The sequence below is a fragment of the Actinomadura sp. NPDC047616 genome (genome assembly GCF_040642915.1).
GTDB lineage: Bacteria > Actinomycetota > Actinomycetes > Streptosporangiales > Streptosporangiaceae > Spirillospora > Spirillospora miaoliensis.
In genome coordinates, this window is record NZ_JBEYTB010000009.1 from 194,804 (window position 1) to 209,214 (window position 14,411).

14 protein-coding genes are annotated in these 14,411 nt (G+C 73.0%); 11 read left to right on the top strand and 3 right to left on the bottom strand.

The window, feature by feature from the left end:
- Positions 1-6 precede the first annotated feature (6 nt).
- From ABZ801_RS22600 to ABZ801_RS22620, 5 genes are all read left to right on the top strand, one after another.
- Positions 7-1,179, top strand: a complete 1,173-nt coding sequence (locus tag ABZ801_RS22600; RefSeq protein WP_360700840.1) for a phosphatidylinositol-specific phospholipase C1-like protein — start codon at positions 7-9, stop codon at positions 1,177-1,179.
- A gap of 645 nt (positions 1,180-1,824) precedes the next feature.
- Positions 1,825-2,538, top strand: a complete 714-nt coding sequence (locus ABZ801_RS22605; protein ID WP_360700843.1) for a trimeric intracellular cation channel family protein — start codon at positions 1,825-1,827, stop codon at positions 2,536-2,538.
- Positions 2,535-3,794, top strand: coding sequence for an amidohydrolase (locus ABZ801_RS22610; protein WP_360700845.1), 1,260 nt, complete (start codon positions 2,535-2,537; stop codon positions 3,792-3,794). Before ABZ801_RS22605 ends, ABZ801_RS22610 begins: the two co-directional genes overlap by 4 nt.
- Before the next feature lie 23 nt (positions 3,795-3,817).
- Positions 3,818-4,318: a DUF664 domain-containing protein gene (locus ABZ801_RS22615; RefSeq protein ID WP_360700848.1), complete on the top strand. Its 501-nt coding sequence runs from the start codon at positions 3,818-3,820 to the stop codon at positions 4,316-4,318.
- 70 nt (positions 4,319-4,388) lie between these two features.
- Complete coding sequence (locus tag ABZ801_RS22620; protein WP_360700851.1) at positions 4,389-4,928, top strand: hypothetical protein; 540 nt, start codon at positions 4,389-4,391, stop codon at positions 4,926-4,928.
- Between the two features lie 8 nt (positions 4,929-4,936).
- Here the strand turns inward: ABZ801_RS22620 and ABZ801_RS22625 are convergent, their stop codons facing one another.
- Positions 4,937-5,815, bottom strand: a complete 879-nt coding sequence (locus tag ABZ801_RS22625) for a LysR family transcriptional regulator (RefSeq protein ID WP_360700854.1) — start codon at positions 5,813-5,815, stop codon at positions 4,937-4,939.
- A gap of 96 nt (positions 5,816-5,911) precedes the next feature.
- Here ABZ801_RS22625 and ABZ801_RS22630 point away from each other — a divergent pair, with 96 nt between their 5' ends.
- Positions 5,912-7,273, top strand: coding sequence for an MFS transporter (locus tag ABZ801_RS22630; protein ID WP_360700856.1), 1,362 nt, complete (start codon positions 5,912-5,914; stop codon positions 7,271-7,273).
- 80 nt (positions 7,274-7,353) lie between these two features.
- Here ABZ801_RS22630 and aceE read toward each other — a convergent pair whose 3' ends face one another.
- Positions 7,354-10,140 (bottom strand): pyruvate dehydrogenase (acetyl-transferring), homodimeric type, encoded by a 2,787-nt coding sequence (gene aceE / locus ABZ801_RS22635; protein WP_344947048.1) that lies wholly within the window; start codon positions 10,138-10,140, stop codon positions 7,354-7,356.
- 284 nt (positions 10,141-10,424) lie between these two features.
- On the opposite strand from aceE, the gene ABZ801_RS22640 reads away from it, so the two are divergent.
- The 5 genes from ABZ801_RS22640 (at position 10,425) to ABZ801_RS22660 (ending at position 13,244) form a co-directional block, all read left to right on the top strand.
- Positions 10,425-10,625, top strand: a complete 201-nt coding sequence (locus tag ABZ801_RS22640; protein ID WP_360700859.1) for a DUF1918 domain-containing protein — start codon at positions 10,425-10,427, stop codon at positions 10,623-10,625.
- A 387-nt stretch (positions 10,626-11,012) separates the two neighbouring features.
- The gene (locus ABZ801_RS22645; protein WP_344947043.1) at positions 11,013-11,420 is read left to right on the top strand and encodes a secondary thiamine-phosphate synthase enzyme YjbQ; all 408 of its coding nucleotides are present in this window, start codon (positions 11,013-11,015) and stop codon (positions 11,418-11,420) included.
- Positions 11,421-11,673: 253 nt separating this feature from the next.
- Positions 11,674-12,102, top strand: coding sequence for a DUF3052 domain-containing protein (locus ABZ801_RS22650; RefSeq protein ID WP_344947041.1), 429 nt, complete (start codon positions 11,674-11,676; stop codon positions 12,100-12,102).
- A gap of 262 nt (positions 12,103-12,364) precedes the next feature.
- Positions 12,365-12,823: a peroxiredoxin gene (locus tag ABZ801_RS22655; protein WP_344947039.1), complete on the top strand. Its 459-nt coding sequence runs from the start codon at positions 12,365-12,367 to the stop codon at positions 12,821-12,823.
- 70 nt (positions 12,824-12,893) lie between these two features.
- Positions 12,894-13,244: a hypothetical protein gene (locus tag ABZ801_RS22660; RefSeq protein WP_360700863.1), complete on the top strand. Its 351-nt coding sequence runs from the start codon at positions 12,894-12,896 to the stop codon at positions 13,242-13,244.
- Between the two features lie 155 nt (positions 13,245-13,399).
- Here ABZ801_RS22660 and ABZ801_RS22665 read toward each other — a convergent pair whose 3' ends face one another.
- Positions 13,400-14,359, bottom strand: coding sequence for a phosphoribulokinase (locus ABZ801_RS22665; RefSeq protein WP_360700865.1), 960 nt, complete (start codon positions 14,357-14,359; stop codon positions 13,400-13,402).
- Positions 14,360-14,411 lie beyond the last annotated feature (52 nt).

A 14,411-nucleotide genomic window follows, 5' to 3' on the forward strand; every position in this document is an offset into this window, starting at 1 on the left:
ACGTTCATGGATGATCTCCGCCCCCCGCATCGCCTCCGCCCGGCGGTCCGCCGCCTCGCCCGCCGGGCCGCCGCCCTCGCCACCGCCGCCGCGCTCACCGCCGTGCTCCCAGTGACCCCGGCGTCGGCCGGCCGGGCGGAGGAGCTCACCCTCAACCGGATCCAGAGCATCGGGACGCACAACAGCTACCACGGCGAGCCCACCGCCAGGGAGTTCGCGCTGATCTCCGCCTTCGCCGGGACGCAGGCCAACGGGCTCCAGTACACGCACGTTCCGCTCGGCGGGCAGTTCGCCGGGCAGAACGTGCGGCAGATCGAACTCGACGTCTGGGCGGACCCCGACGGCGGACGTTTCGCCCGGCCGCTGATCCGGCCGCTGACCGGCCAGTCCCTGGAGTACGACCCGCGCATGCGCGAAAAGGGCACCAAGGTCCTGCACATTCGCGACATCGACTATCACAGCACGTGCGTGTCCTTCGTCGAATGCCTGACCGCGGTGCGCGACTGGTCGCGGGCCAACCCGTCGCACGTCCCGATCGCGATCCTGGTGGAGTTCAAGGACACCCTCGAACTGTCACTGCCCGACTCCTTCCCGCTTCCTCCGTACCGGTGGACGCGAGCGCGCATGCTCGGCCTGGAGGAGGAGATCCGCTCGGTCTTCTCGGCGGACGACCTGATCACTCCGGACGACATCCGCGATGACGGCCTCACCCTCGAACAGTCCGTCCTGCGCAACGGCTGGCCTTCGCTGGACGCGGTCCGGGGCAAGGTCATGTTCCTCATGGACAACGCCGGCACGTACCGCGACCGCTACGTCGAGGGCAACCCCGGCCTGGAGGGCCGGATCCTGTTCACCAGTTCCGAGCCGGGGCGGCCCGACGCGGCGTTCGTCAAGCGCAACGACGCGGTCGGATCGGCGGAGGAGATCAGGTCGCTCGTCCGCAGCGGCTACATCGTGCGGACCCGCGCCGACGCCGACACCGCCCAGGCCCGCAGCGGCGACACCTCCGTCCGCGACGCGGCGCTCGCCAGCGGCGCCCAGTGGGTCAGCACGGACTACCCGGTCCCCGGCATCGCCGACCGCTTCGGCACCGGCTACTACGCCGCCCTCCCGGGCCTCGCCGCCGCCCGCTGCAACCCCGTCCTCACCTTCGACGGCTGCACCGTCACCTCCCCTTGACACGCACGCGCGGCCCATGCCGCCCGGCCGTGCGCTGCGGCCGCCGAGGACGTGGCGGGCCGGAGGGCCGGCCACCCGCCCCCAGGGGGCTCGGAGCCGGTGGTATGCCGGAAGCGGCCAGTCCCAGCCGCCGCGCGGCGGTCGGCATGACGCACCGCGCTCCCGGCCGTGGCCGGCCGGCGGCGAACGCAGGATGTGCGGGGGCTGCAACGGCTTGCCGCCCCACACCGTCGTCGGCCGAGTGCGCCCGACCACGTGAATATGTGGTTGAGCTGCGTATTCTCCCGGCATGACGGGTATCGCCCATGGTGGCGGCAGAGGGCGCCCGGCTCGTCTGAGAAGGGGCAAGGGCACCGGGCGCCCCCGCCGTCCGTGGAATCACCACCTGTGGGTGCTCAGGGCCGCTCAGCCGGACGCGCCGGAACGGAGGCGGGCGGGCCCCGGACAGGCCATGGATGATCGACGACCTTCTTCCAGCGTCCGCCGGCCGCGGCGACGGTCAGGCGCCGCAGGGCCGCGCCGGGCAGAGGCGGTCGTGACGGCGGCGGGGCGCGTGCCGTGGACGGCACGCCGGCCGCCGCCGGCCCGTGAACGGTCGGCGGCCGATCGACCGGCTGCCTCGTCCGCGGACCCTGTGGAGGCCGGGTGAGCGGATGGCCGTCGGCGGACACCGTCAACATGATCACCCGCTGCCTGGACCTGGCCGGGGTGTTCGCCTGCGGGCTGCTCGGCGGGGTCGTGGCACGCGCCGAACGCTTCGACCTGTTCGGCTATCTCGTGATCGGCACGATCTCCGGGCTCGGCGGCGGCATCATCCGCGACACCCTCCTGCAGCACGGCACGCCCGTCGCCCTCACGGACCCGGCCTACCTGCCGACCGCGTTCGCGGGAGCCTTCGTCGCCTTCCTGGTCAATCTCCGCGAGGACCAGTGGAACCGGCTCTTCACCCCTCTGGACGCGGCCGTCATCTCGTTCTGGGCCGTGGCCGGCGCGCAGAAGACCCTGTCGGCCGGGCTCGGGTGGCTGCCCGCGGTGCTGCTCGGGACGATCACCGCGGTCGGCGGAAGCGCGGTGCGTGACCTGCTGAGAGGCCGCGTGCCCGCCGTCTTCGGCGGAAACGCGCTGTACGCGTCGGTGGCCGTGGCGGTCGCCGGCGTGTTCGTCCTGTTCTCCTACCTGGATTCCCCCACGCTCGGGATGATCGCCGGAATCGTGCTCGGCCTGGCCTTCCGGATGGTCGCCCACCGCCGGGGCTGGCGCCTGCCCGGCGGCCTGCCGCTGGAACCCGGCACCGCGCTGCGGACCGTTCGGGGCAGGACCCGGCGAGGCCGAGGCCGACGAGAAGGGAAGGACCCATGACCGCCGACGCCGTTCTGCCGGGGCTGGACGACATCCGCCCGCAGTTGGAGGACTTCTACAAGGACCTCCACGCTCACCCCGAACTCGGGCTGGCGGAGCACCGGACGTCCGCCCGGGTGGCCGAGCGCCTGCGCGAGTGGGGTTACGAGGTGACGGACGGCGTCGGCGGCACCGGCGTCGTCGGCGTCCTCGGGAACGGTGACGGGCCCACCGTCCTGCTGCGGGCCGACATGGACGCGCTCCCCGTCAAGGAAGAGACCGGCCTTCCCTACGCCTCCGCCGTGACCGTCACCGATGACGGCGGCCACCGGCGTCCCGTCATGCACGCCTGCGGCCACGACGTCCACGTCGCCTGCCTGCTGGGCTTCGCCCGGCTGATGGCGCGGGCGAAGGACGCCTGGCACGGCACGCTGATCCCGCTCTTCCAGCCCTCCGAGGAGAACGCCGCCGGCGCCGGGGCGATGGTCGACGACGGCCTCACCGACATGATCCCCCGGCCGGACGTGGCGTTCGCGCAGCACGTCCTGCCGTACCCCGCCGGGTACGTCGGCGTCCGCCCCGGCCCGTTCCTCTCGGCCGCCGACAACCTGCGCGTCACCCTCTACGGGCGGGGCGGGCACGGGTCCATGCCGCAGGCCACCGTCGACCCCGTCGTCATGGCCGCCGTCTGCGTGCTGAGGCTCCAGACCGTCGTCTCCCGGGAACTGGCGGCCACCACCCCGGCCGTGGTGACCGTGGGCAGCGTCCAGGCCGGGGCGAGCCCCAACGTCATCCCGGACAGCGCCGTACTGCTCATCAACGTCCGCACCTACGACGACGCCACGCGCAAGCACGTCCTGGACGCCATCGAACGCTGCGTCAAAGGTGAGGCGACGGCCTCGAACGCGCCGCGCGAACCGCGGATCGAGCACCTCGCCGGCTTCCCCCCGACCGTCAACGACGACGCGGTGACCCGCCGCCTGGCCCGCGCCTTCGCCGACCGTTTCGGCGACGACTTCCACACCATCGACCTGCAGACGGCCAGTGAGGACTTCAGCGAGATCCCCGATGCCTTCGGCACTCCGTTCGCCTACTGGGGCATCGGAGGCATCGACCCCGGCGCGTACGCGCAGGCGGCCGCACGGGGAAGCGTCCAGCAGGACGTTCCCGTCAACCATTCCTCCACGTTCGCGCCGGTCATCCAGCCCACACTGGACACCGGCGTCACTGCCCTCGCCGTCGCCGCACTCGAATGGCTCGGTGCTTCAGTACGCTGACCGCGCGCGCTAGCGTCGGGACAATGACCAGTGCGCAGCTGCTCACCGACGCGTTCGGCCGGATCCGCGAGGTGGTCCACCAGGCCGTCGACGGGCTCTCACCTCAACAGCTGGCCTACCGGGCCGGCGAGGACGCCAACTCGATCGCCTGGCTGGTGTGGCATCTCACCCGGATCCAGGACGACCACATCGCCGACGTCGCGGGCCTCCCGCAGGTGTGGACGTCCAAGGGGTGGGCCGAACGGTTCGGCCTGCCCTTCGACGCCGCCGACACGGGCTACGGGCACAGCAGTGACCAGGTCGCGGCCGTCCAGGTCGAGTCGGGGGAACTGCTCACCGGGTACCACGACGCCGTGTACCAGCAGACGATCTCCTACGTCGAGACGCTGACCGACGACGACCTGCCGCTTGTCGTGGACCGTTCCTGGGACCCGCCCGTCACGCTGGCCGTGCGGCTGGTCAGCGTCATCTCCGACGACCTCCAGCACGCCGGACAGGCCGCCTTCGTCCGGGGGCTGCTCTAGCGCCGCCGAAAATGTCGGTGCCGTAGGGCACGCTGTCCGGCGGAGGGGGCAGCGGATGACCATACATGTCGTGAGCAGGCGCCGGGCCAGGGCTTCCATCGAGGCGGCGTATCCGGGCGCGCGGATCGTGGACGTCACCTCTCGCGCCGACGAGCCGTGGGTGCGGCTGAGCCCCTTCTACCCGCACGGCGGCATTCCCGTGCCGTTCACTCCGGGGGTGACCGCCCAGTCGGTCGAGGGGATCTGGCAGGCCCTCAAGGTCTTCGCGGACGAGGACGTCGACCCCGCCAAGCTGCACGTCACCGCGATGCGGGGGCTCAAGCGGACGGTTCGCCGGCACGGGCCCGTCCTCGGCCACCGCCGGGGCCTCGAAGGGACGGTGCTGCTGCCGTACGAGCGGGCCCGCCGGGAGATATACCTTCCGGCCTACCGGTGGGTCCTGGAGCGCCGCGTCGCCGATCTGGTCGCCGAACTGGGCCGCCTCGGATCCGAGGGCGATGTCGTCCTGCTCGACTACGGCACCAACGACGACGTGAGTGACCTGTCCAGCCCGCTGTCACACGCCGGTCTCGTCCGCCGTCACGTCGAGGGGCGCTGGCCGGGCTCGTAGGGCGTCTTTCAGAGGCCGGCGGCGTAGAGGAGGTCGCGGACGGCGGGGACGGCTTCGCGGGCGCTGTGCCAGACGAGGCGCAGGCTCAGGTCGGGGGCGTCCAGGGGCAGCCGGGCGAGCGTGCCGGACGCCAGTGCGGCCGACACCGCGAACTCCGGCAGCAGCGCGACGCCGAGGCCCTGTTCGGCCCAGGCGCGCATGATCGGGACGCCGCCGACCCGGACGCGTTCGGGGCCGGGCCCGATGATCCTGTCGGCGGCCATCCAGAACGAGCAGGCCGGCACGTTCACCAGGAGGCGTTCGCCGGTCAGGTCGTCCGGCACGACGCGCGAGGCCCCGCGCAGCCGGTGGCCGGGGGCCGCGACCAGGGCGAGCGGAACGGCGTCGACGTCCAGGAACGCCAGCGGCTCGGGCGGGGACGGGAAGCCGAGGTCGCCCAGGGCGGCGCCGGTGTCCAGCAGCAGCGCCGCGTCCAGGCGTCCGGCGGTCACGTCGGCGAGCAGGTCGTCGCGGCTCGCACCCGGGTGCACGTCCACGCGCAGGCCGGGGCGGCGTTCCGCGAGCCTGGCCAGCACGCGCGGCACGTGCGTGGCGGCGATGGTCTCCAGGGCGCCGAGCCGGAGCCGCTGGGCGCCGCCGGTCACCTCGCGGCGCGCCTGCTCGACCTGGTCCAGCAGGCGGCGGGCCCAGCCCAGCAGGCGTTCGCCCGGCCCGGTCAGCCGCATGCCCTTGGGCGTGCGTTCGAACAGCGCCACTCCCAGCGACCTCTCCAGGGTGCGGATCTGCTCGGAGACACTGGACGGCGCCATGCCCAGGGCGTTGGCGGCGTCGGTCACCGTCCGGTGCCGCACGACGGCCTCGAACGTCCGCAACTGGCGCAGCTCCATGTCCTCGACCAACCCGCGGCGGGCGTTCGGAAATTCCGAACGCGGCGTGCGGGCGGGCCGGTGGAGGTTCCCCGGCGCCGGCCCGACAGTGGCGCCATGACCACTGTTCACCTTCCGACCGAGCGCGCGCCGGCGGTGCGGTCCAGCCGGCCGTTCGTGCTGCTGGGGATCTCGCTCGGCTACTTCATGGTGCTCCTGGACATGACCGTGCTGTCGGTCGCCGAGCCCGACCTGGCCGCCTCGCTGCACACCTCGATCGCCGGGCTGCAGTGGGCCACCACCGGGTACACGGTGACGTTCGGCGCGCTGCTGCTGTCGGCCGGGGCCGTCGCCGACCGGTACGGGGCGCACCGGGTGTTCCGCGCCGGCGTCGCCGTCTTCGGGGGCGCCTCGCTGCTGTCGGCGTTCGCCCCGACGCTGCCGGCCTTGGTCGGGCTGCGCGCCGTGCTCGGCGTCGCCGCGGCGGCGTGCGTGCCGGCCTCGATGTCGCTGATCGCGCGGCTGTACCCGGACCCCGCCGGGCGCGGCCGCGCCGTGGCGAGCTGGGCGGCCGTCAGCGGCGCCGCGGTCGCCGCCGGACCGGTCGCCGGAGGCGTCCTGGTCGATCTGGCGGGCTGGCGCGCCATCTTCCTGATCAACGTGCCCCTGGCGCTGCTGGTGCTCGCGCTGACCGCGGGACGGACCGTCCGCTGCCCGCGCGGCGACCGGCGGATCGACTGGGCGGCGCAGCTCGCGGCGTGCGCGGTGCCGGCCCTGCTGACCGACGCGCTCATCGCGGCGGGCGCGCGCTCCTGGGCGCACGCGGCCGGGTCGGCGGCGGCCGCGGTGCCGGCGGCGGCGGTGTTCGCGGTACTGGAACGGCGCAGTGCGGCGCCGGTACTGCACCGGCCGCTCCTGCGCGGCCGCGGCGTGCGCGCGGGGCTGCTGGCGGGCGCGGCGGTGAACTTCGCGCTCAACGGGAACCTGTTCGTCCTGCCGTTGCTGTTCCAGCAGGGCCGGCACCTCGGCGCGGCCGCCAGCGGCCTGGCATTCCTGCCGCTCACCCTGCCGTTCGCGCTGGTCCCGCCGGTGACCGGCCGGATCGTGGCGCGCGTCGGCCCCCGCCCCCCGATCCTGGCGGGGCTGACCTCGCTGGCGGCGGGCTGTGCCGTGCTGGGCTGGGCGGCCCGGGCCGGGGCGGGATACCCCTGGCTGGCCTCCGGGCTGCTGCTGGCCGGATTCGGCGTGTCGTTCGTCCTGCCCGCTCTGGTGTCCGCCGTGATCGCCGCCGCGCCGCAGGGAACGGCCGGGGCCGCCGGGGGGCTGCTGAACGCCGTCCGGCAGATGGGCGCCACGCTCGGCGTCGCCGCCATGGGCGCCTGCGTGGGGCCGGACGCGGAAACGACGTGGGCGCTGCTGCTGGCGGCCGCCGTGTGCGCCGCCGCCGCGGTGGCGTTCGGCCGCGGCGCCGCGCGGTGACCGGACGCGGCGGGCGGGGCGGGATCACGGCCTACACCTCCGTGATCTCGGCACCCGCCCGCGCGGCCGGGGTCAGGGCGTCAGGCGTCGCCGCCGGTGTTGCTCTCGGCGGTCTGCACGCCGCCCGCGAACACCGAGGCCACGTCGTCGTTCAGCCGGTAGCGCTCGATGGCCTGCTGCAGCGTCTCCGGCTTGACCTCGCCCTGCCGGGCCAGCCGGGTCAGCACGGCGAGCACGATGGACGCCGCGTCGACGTGGAAGAAGCGGCGGGCGGCGGCGCGGGTGTCGGAGAAGCCGAACCCGTCGGTGCCGAGCGAGAGGAAGTCGCCGGGCACCCACGGCGCGATCTGGTCGGGGACGGCGCGCATGTAGTCCGACACCGCCACGATCGGGCCGGGCGCGTTCTCCAGCACGCGCGTCACGTACGGGACGCGCTGGTCGGCCTCGGGGTGCAGCAGGTTCCACTCGTCGCAGGAGCGGGCCTCGCGGGCCAGCTCGTTCCACGAGGTGGCCGACCACACGTCGGCGGCCACGCCCCAGTCCTCGGCCAGCAGCCGCTGCGCCTCCAGGGCCCAGCGCCCGCCCACGCCGGACGCCAGGATCTGCGCCCGCGGCGCCTCGGCCCCGTTGCCCGCCCGCGGCGCCTCGCGGTACCGGTAGAGGCCCTTGAGCAGGCCCTCGACGTCCAGGTCGTCCGGCTCGGCGGGCTGCTGGTACGGCTCGTTGTAGACGGTGAGGTAGTAGAAGACGTCCTCGCCGTGCGGGTGCTCGTCGGACGAGCCGTACATGCGGCGCAGCCCGTCCCGCACGATGTGCGCCAGCTCGAACGCCCACGTCGGGTCGTAGTGCACGCAGGCGGGGTTGGACGCGGCCAGCAGCGGGGAGTGGCCGTCGGCGTGCTGCAGGCCCTCGCCGGTGAGCGTGGTGCGGCCCGCCGTGGCGCCCAGCAGGAAGCCGCGGCCCATCTGGTCGCCCAGCGCCCACATCTGGTCGCCGGTCCGCTGGAACCCGAACATCGAGTAGAAGATGTAGACGGGGATCATGTGCTCGCCGTGCGTGGCGTAGGAGGTGCCCGCGGCGATCGTCGAGGCCATCGACCCGGCCTCGCTGATGCCCTCGTGCAGCATCTGCCCCTGCTCGGACTCCTTGTACGACAGCAGCAGCTTGCGGTCGACGGCCTCGTAGGTCTGCCCGTGCGGCGAGTAGATCTTGGACGTGGGGAACAGCGAGTCCATGCCGAACGTGCGGTACTCGTCCGGGGCGATCGGGACGAACCGGGCGCCGATGTTCTCGTCCTTGATCAGGTCCTTGAGCAGCCGGACGAACGCCATGGTGGTGGCGACGTTCTGCTTGCCCGAGCCCTTCTTCAGCGACGCGTACACCGGGTCGCCGGGCAGCTTCAGCGGCTTGGCGCGCACCACCCGCCTGGGCAGGAACCCGCCGAGCGCCGCCCGCCGCTCGCGCATGTACTCGATCTCGTCGGAGTCCTCGCCCGGGTGGTAGTACGGCGGCAGGTCCGCCTCCAGCGCCGAGTCGGGGATGTCCAGGTAGAGCCGGTCGCGGAACTCCTTGAGCTCGGCCTTGGTGAGCTTCTTCATCTGGTGGGTGGCGTTGCGGGCCTCGAAGTCGGGGCCGAGCGTCCACCCCTTGATGGTGTGCGCGAGGATCACCGTGGGCTGGCCGACGTGCTCGCGGGCCGCCTTGAACGCCGCGTACACCTTGCGGTAGTCGTGCCCGCCGCGCGACAGGCGGCGCAGGTCGTCGTCCGACAGGTGCTCGACCATCTTGCGCAGCCGCGGGTCGTCGCCGAAGAAGTGCTCGCGGATGTAGGCGCCGGACTCGACCGAGTAGGTCTGGAACTGCCCGTCCGGCGTGGTGTTCATCTTGTTGACCAGCACGCCGTCGACGTCCTGGGCCAGCAGCGGGTCCCAGTCGCGGCCCCAGATCACCTTGATGACGTTCCAGCCCGCGCCGCGGAAGAACGACTCCAGCTCCTGGATGATCTTGCCGTTGCCGCGCACCGGGCCGTCCAGCTGCTGCAGGTTGCAGTTGACGACGAAGGTGAGGTTGTCCAGCTCCTCGCGGGCGGCCAGGCCGATGGCGCCCAGCGACTCCGGCTCGCCCATCTCGCCGTCGCCGAGGAACGCCCACACGTGCGACCGGGAGGTGTCCTTGATCTTGCGGTTGTACAGGTAGCGGTTGAAGCGGGCCTGGTAGACCGCGTCGATCGCGGTCAGCCCCATCGAGACCGTGGGGAACTCCCAGAAGTCGGGCATCAGCCGCGGGTGCGGGTACGACGACAGCCCGCCGCCCGGGTGCGAGATCTCCTGGCGGAACCCGTCGAGCTTGTCCTGCGGCAGCCGCCCCTCCAGGTAGGCGCGGGCGTAGATGCCGGGCGCCGCGTGCCCCTGGATGAACACCTGGTCGCCGGACTCGCCGTGGTCCTTGCCGCGGAAGAAGTGGTTGAACCCGACCTCGTAGAGCGACGCGGCCGAGGCGTAGGTGGCGATGTGCCCGCCGACGCCCAGCTCCGGCCGGTTGGCCCGGGACACCATGATCGCGGCGTTCCACCGGATGTAGGCCCGGATGCGCCGCTCGATGTGCTCGTCACCGGGGAACCAGGGCTCGTGCTCCGGCGGGATCGTGTTGATGAAGTCGGTACTGCGCAGGCCGGGGACGCCGACCTGCTGCTCGCGGGCGCGTTCCAGCAGGCGCAGCATCACGTAGCGCGCGCGGCCCTTGCCCTCGGTCTTGATGACCGTGTCCAGCGACTCCAGCCACTCCCGGGTCTCGTCCGGGTTGATGTCCGGCAGCTGGCTCGGCAGGCCGTCGCTGATGATCGAAAAGCGTTGACGTCCGGTAGCCACGGGGTCCCCTCTGTGCCGTACCGTCTCGCGACTGTTCGTCGCCGGTTTCGTGATCCATCGTCGCCCCTCGGGGCGGCCATCGCATCTCTACCAGTCAGTAACTATTTTCCCCGGTCACGACGGGTGTCAGGGTCTTTGGTGGGGCGATTTGCCCGATTTCCTGGAGTGTCCGCGCCGCCTCCGGCGGGACGCCGGCGCCCAGGAAGGTATGAATCCACAACCAGGGTATGAACGCCCGGACAGGACCCGTACGACCAGCAAGATCGCATGTGCCTGGGGGTGTGATGAAGGCATCGGTCGGAGATCGACTGCACGTGCACGCCAAGCTCGTGGGCCAGCCGGACCGGGTGGGAGAGATCATCGAGGTCCGCGGCCCCGACGGCGGCCCGCCGTACGTCGTGCGCTTCGAGGACGGACACGAGGGTCTCTGCTTCCCGGGGCCCGACGCCGTGATCGAACCGGCGAAGGCCGCCGCCAAGCGCTGACCGCACCGGCGCCGATGGCGCCCCCAGGGGCCGTCATCGGCGCCCTTTCCCCAGGCGGCCGCGTCCCACGCCGCATCCCCGCACCCCTCGGCCGTGGCGGGGCGCCGGGATCGCGTGCCGGCCCCGTCCGCTGATCAATCTCCACACCCTGTAGTCATAACCACAGTGCGTAATCGCAATCACGAGTGCCCGGACGCCGTGCGGCGGCCCTGGGACGGCTGTGCGCGCGGCCCGAGTGCAGGTGCCGGGGCGGCGGCCCGGACGAGCGCTGCGCGGCGCGGCCGGAGCCGGTCATGTCCGGGCGGGGACGCTGGCCAGTTGCGGTCTCGGCGCGCCCGGCCGGGCGATCACGCATCGGGGTCCGGGGATGGGGTAAACAAGCGGGTCATGAAGAGCGTCGTGGTCCGGGTGACCACTGGGAACCGGGACGTCGTGCACGACATCACCGCCGAGTGCGAACGGTTCGCCGCCGAGGCGGGCGAGGACGGGTTGCTGCACGTCTTCGTGCCGCACGCCACCGCGGGGGTGGCGCTGATCGAGCTGGGCTCGGGCAGCGACGACGACCTGCTGGCCGCGCTCGGCGACCTGCTGCCGGCCGACGACCGGTGGCGGCACGCGCACGGCTCGCGCGGTCACGGGCGGTCCCACGTGATGCCCGCGATCGTGCCGCCGTACGCGACGATCCCCGTCGTGGGCGGGCGGCTGGCCCTCGGAACCTGGCAGTCGGTGGCGCTCGTCGACCTCAACGTCGACAATCCCGAGCGGCAGGTCCGGCTGTCCTTCCTTGCGGGCTGAGCATGGATTGTTACGCTCGGTGGGTGTCCAGTGACCACCCCGGCGGCGTTCCCGCCAATGAGCCCACCAAATGCCGGGAAGACACTTGCGCTAGGGCCCCTCACTTGTGTGGACTGTCCCGCAAACACCGCAGCGGTGTCAGACTCGGACACGTGAAATGTGCCGCGCCCCCGCGCCCCGGCCGGTGCGCAGGGGCCTCCGCTCGGGGGCCGGGAACGGCGCCGCGCGGGCTATCTACCATGGGAGGACTTTCGTGAGCGCGACCGCGGGTCAGGCGCAGACTGAGCGCAGCCTGGCCGAACGGCTCGGCTTCAAGCCGGACCAGGTGGTGCAGGAGATCGGTTTCGACGACGACGTCGACGAGGAGCTGCGTTCCTCCGTCGAGGCGGTCACGGGGAACGAGCTGGTCGACGAGGACTACGGAGACGTGGTCGACGTCGTGCTGCTGTGGTGGCGGGAGGACGACGGCGACCTGTTCGACGGACTCACCGACGCGCAGGTCCCGCTCACCGACGGGGGATACATCTGGCTGCTCACGCCGAAGGCGGGCCGTGAGGGGCATGTGGAGCCCAGCGACATCGGCGAGGCCGCCCGCAGCGCCGGCCTGACCCAGACCAAGAGCGTCAGCGCCGCCAGGGAGTGGTCCGGCACCCGACTGGTGCCGCCGAAGGCGCGCAAGTAGCCCGGCCGCGGGCGACCGCCGCCCGCCCGGCGTGACCGCCCGGCCGCGGCGCCGGTGAGACCTGCGCCACGACGACGACCGCGCGGCCCCACTTCCATCGTGCCGTGCGGCCGGGGAGAGCGGGGCGGGGCGGCCGCCGGGCCTCCCGCCGGCGACGGGAGATGGCAGACTGGGCCGCGTCGCGCCGTGGTGCGCGCGCACGTCCCCGTGACCGCGGGGACGAGGAGTTCCCCGCCGTGGCGGGGCGATCCGCGGGAGAGGCATGGCGGTTGAGGTTGGCGGCAGCGCGCCGGACTTCGAGCTGAAGGACCAGCACGGAACCCCGGTGAAGCTGTCGGACTACCGGGGCCGGAAGAACGTCGTCCTGGTGTTCTACCCCCTGGCGTTCAGCGGCGTGTGCACGGGCGAGCTGTGCACGATCCGCGACGAGCTGCCCACGCTGGGCGGTGACGACGTCCAGGTGCTGGCGGTGTCGGTCGACTCGATGTTCTCGCTGCGGGCCTGGTCCGAGCAGGAGAAGTACCAGTTCCCGCTGCTGGCGGACTTCTGGCCGCACGGCGGGGTGGCGCGCAGCTACGGGGTGTTCGACGAGGAGCGCGGCGTGGCGCTGCGCGGCACGTTCATCATCGACACCGAGGGCGTCGTCCGCTGGAAGGTCGTCAACGCGATCCCGGACGCGCGCGACATCGACGAGTACCGCAAGGCGCTCGCCGCGCTGTAGGTCGTCCAGGGCCGGGCCCGGCCGCACGCCGGCCGGGCCGGTCCGTACCCTTCGCACCCCTGGAGGTGTGATGCCCTGCTTCCGATGCGGGGCGCGGCAGACCGACCCCGTCCGCGGCGCGAGCCCGTGGAAGCGCGGGGTCCGGGCGGACCGCCAGGTGCTGATCTGCCCCCGCTGCCAGGCCGAACACGACTGGACGGCCGAACTCGACCGGTGTGACGCCTGCGGCTCCACCGTTCTGACGTGCCGCCTGGGCGAGGTGGAGTGCCGCGACTGCGGGCACACCCGCGAGGCCGTTCGCGACGACGAACGCCCCGGTGACCTGGTGCCGTCCGGCGGCGCCGGCCCGGCCGACGCCGACCTGTCGCAGGAGGTCGCGGCGGCGCTGTCCCGCGTGCTCAAGCGCGGCCCCATCCGCTGACCACCCGGTCTCCGGCGAGTCCATCAGGCCGCCGCGGGCGCCGGTGAGGGAGGCCGGGAGGGCGTCCGGCGCCGAGGAAAGTGAACGCCCTCCCGGCGGCCGCGACCGCGCGGCCCGGAAGTCCGGGGCCTCCCCGCGCGTCGCGGAGCCCGCCCTCAGGCGGCCCGGCGGTTGTCGGCGTCCAGCAGGTGGTACAGCAGCAGCAGCTGGGTGATCGCCAGGGGATCGCTGGCGGTGCCGTCGGCCAGGCGGCCCAGGGCGTCGCGGTCGATGCTGCCGTCGCCCGCGCGCGGCCCCAGACGTTCCCAGATGGCCTTCTTGACGACCTGGGACTCTTCGGGGGACACATAGCCGTGGACGTGCAGCGCGTCCACGGGACGGCCGTCGGTGTCGCGGCGCAGCCGCAGGTGCATGGCGGTCCCCGGCTCCTTGAGCACCCCGGCCAGCTCGGGATGGTCGATGGTGGGGCGCAGCAGCAGTTCGGCCGACAGGGGCGTGCCGGGCGGGTCGGCGCGTCCCGCGACGGGCGCGAAGCGCACCACGATGTCGGCCCAGCGGCGCTGCGGGCGGATGTAGGCGGCGCTCTCCGGCTCCCGGCGGTCGAGTTCGCCGCGCACCTGGTCGGGCGTGTAGCCGCGGTTGCGGCAGTCCCGGTCGACCTTCCAGCGGTGCCGCAGGTCCTCGGGCGGGTCGAGGTAGACGGTGATGTCGAAGCACGCCCGCGCCAGCCGGGTGTGCAGGGGGAGCAGACCCTCGACGATCACGAAGTCGCGCGGCCGGACCAGCTCGGGACGCACCAGCCGCCCGGTGGCGTGGTCGTACACGGGTTTGAGGATCGGCTCGCCCATCGACAGCAGTTGCAGGTGCTGCTCCATGATGTCGATGTGGTTGCAGTCGGGGTGCAGGGCGGTGAAGGGCTTGTCCCGGCGTTCGGCGCGGTCGTAGCGGTGGTAGTCGTCCACGCAGACGGCCGTCATCCGGTCGGCCCCCAGGCACCGCACCAGCCCCCGGGTGAGGGTCGTCTTGCCCGCCGCGCTGTCGCCGGCGATGGCGAGCATGACGGGTCGGCGGGCCGAGCCGCGCGCCCGCAGCATGTGCACGATCCGATGGGGCACCTGGCCTCCTCAGCGTCCCGCGGTGGTCGGTCGTGCTCGCGACGCTAGGCCG

What these genes read in the sequence shown, in the direction of transcription:
- ABZ801_RS22600 (WP_360700840.1), top strand. Translation starts at nt 7, where the DNA reads ATGGATGATCTCCGCCCCCCGCATCGCCTCCGCCCGGCGGTCCGCCGC.
- ABZ801_RS22610 (WP_360700845.1), top strand. Translation starts at nt 2,535, where the DNA reads ATGACCGCCGACGCCGTTCTGCCGGGGCTGGACGACATCCGCCCGCAG.
- ABZ801_RS22615 (WP_360700848.1), top strand. Translation starts at nt 3,818, where the DNA reads ATGACCAGTGCGCAGCTGCTCACCGACGCGTTCGGCCGGATCCGCGAG.
- ABZ801_RS22625 (WP_360700854.1), bottom strand. Translation starts at nt 5,815, where the DNA reads ATGGAGCTGCGCCAGTTGCGGACGTTCGAGGCCGTCGTGCGGCACCGG.
- ABZ801_RS22630 (WP_360700856.1), top strand. Translation starts at nt 5,912, where the DNA reads ATGACCACTGTTCACCTTCCGACCGAGCGCGCGCCGGCGGTGCGGTCC.
- ABZ801_RS22640 (WP_360700859.1), top strand. Translation starts at nt 10,425, where the DNA reads ATGAAGGCATCGGTCGGAGATCGACTGCACGTGCACGCCAAGCTCGTG.
- ABZ801_RS22645 (WP_344947043.1), top strand. Translation starts at nt 11,013, where the DNA reads ATGAAGAGCGTCGTGGTCCGGGTGACCACTGGGAACCGGGACGTCGTG.
- ABZ801_RS22655 (WP_344947039.1), top strand. Translation starts at nt 12,365, where the DNA reads ATGGCGGTTGAGGTTGGCGGCAGCGCGCCGGACTTCGAGCTGAAGGAC.
- ABZ801_RS22660 (WP_360700863.1), top strand. Translation starts at nt 12,894, where the DNA reads ATGCCCTGCTTCCGATGCGGGGCGCGGCAGACCGACCCCGTCCGCGGC.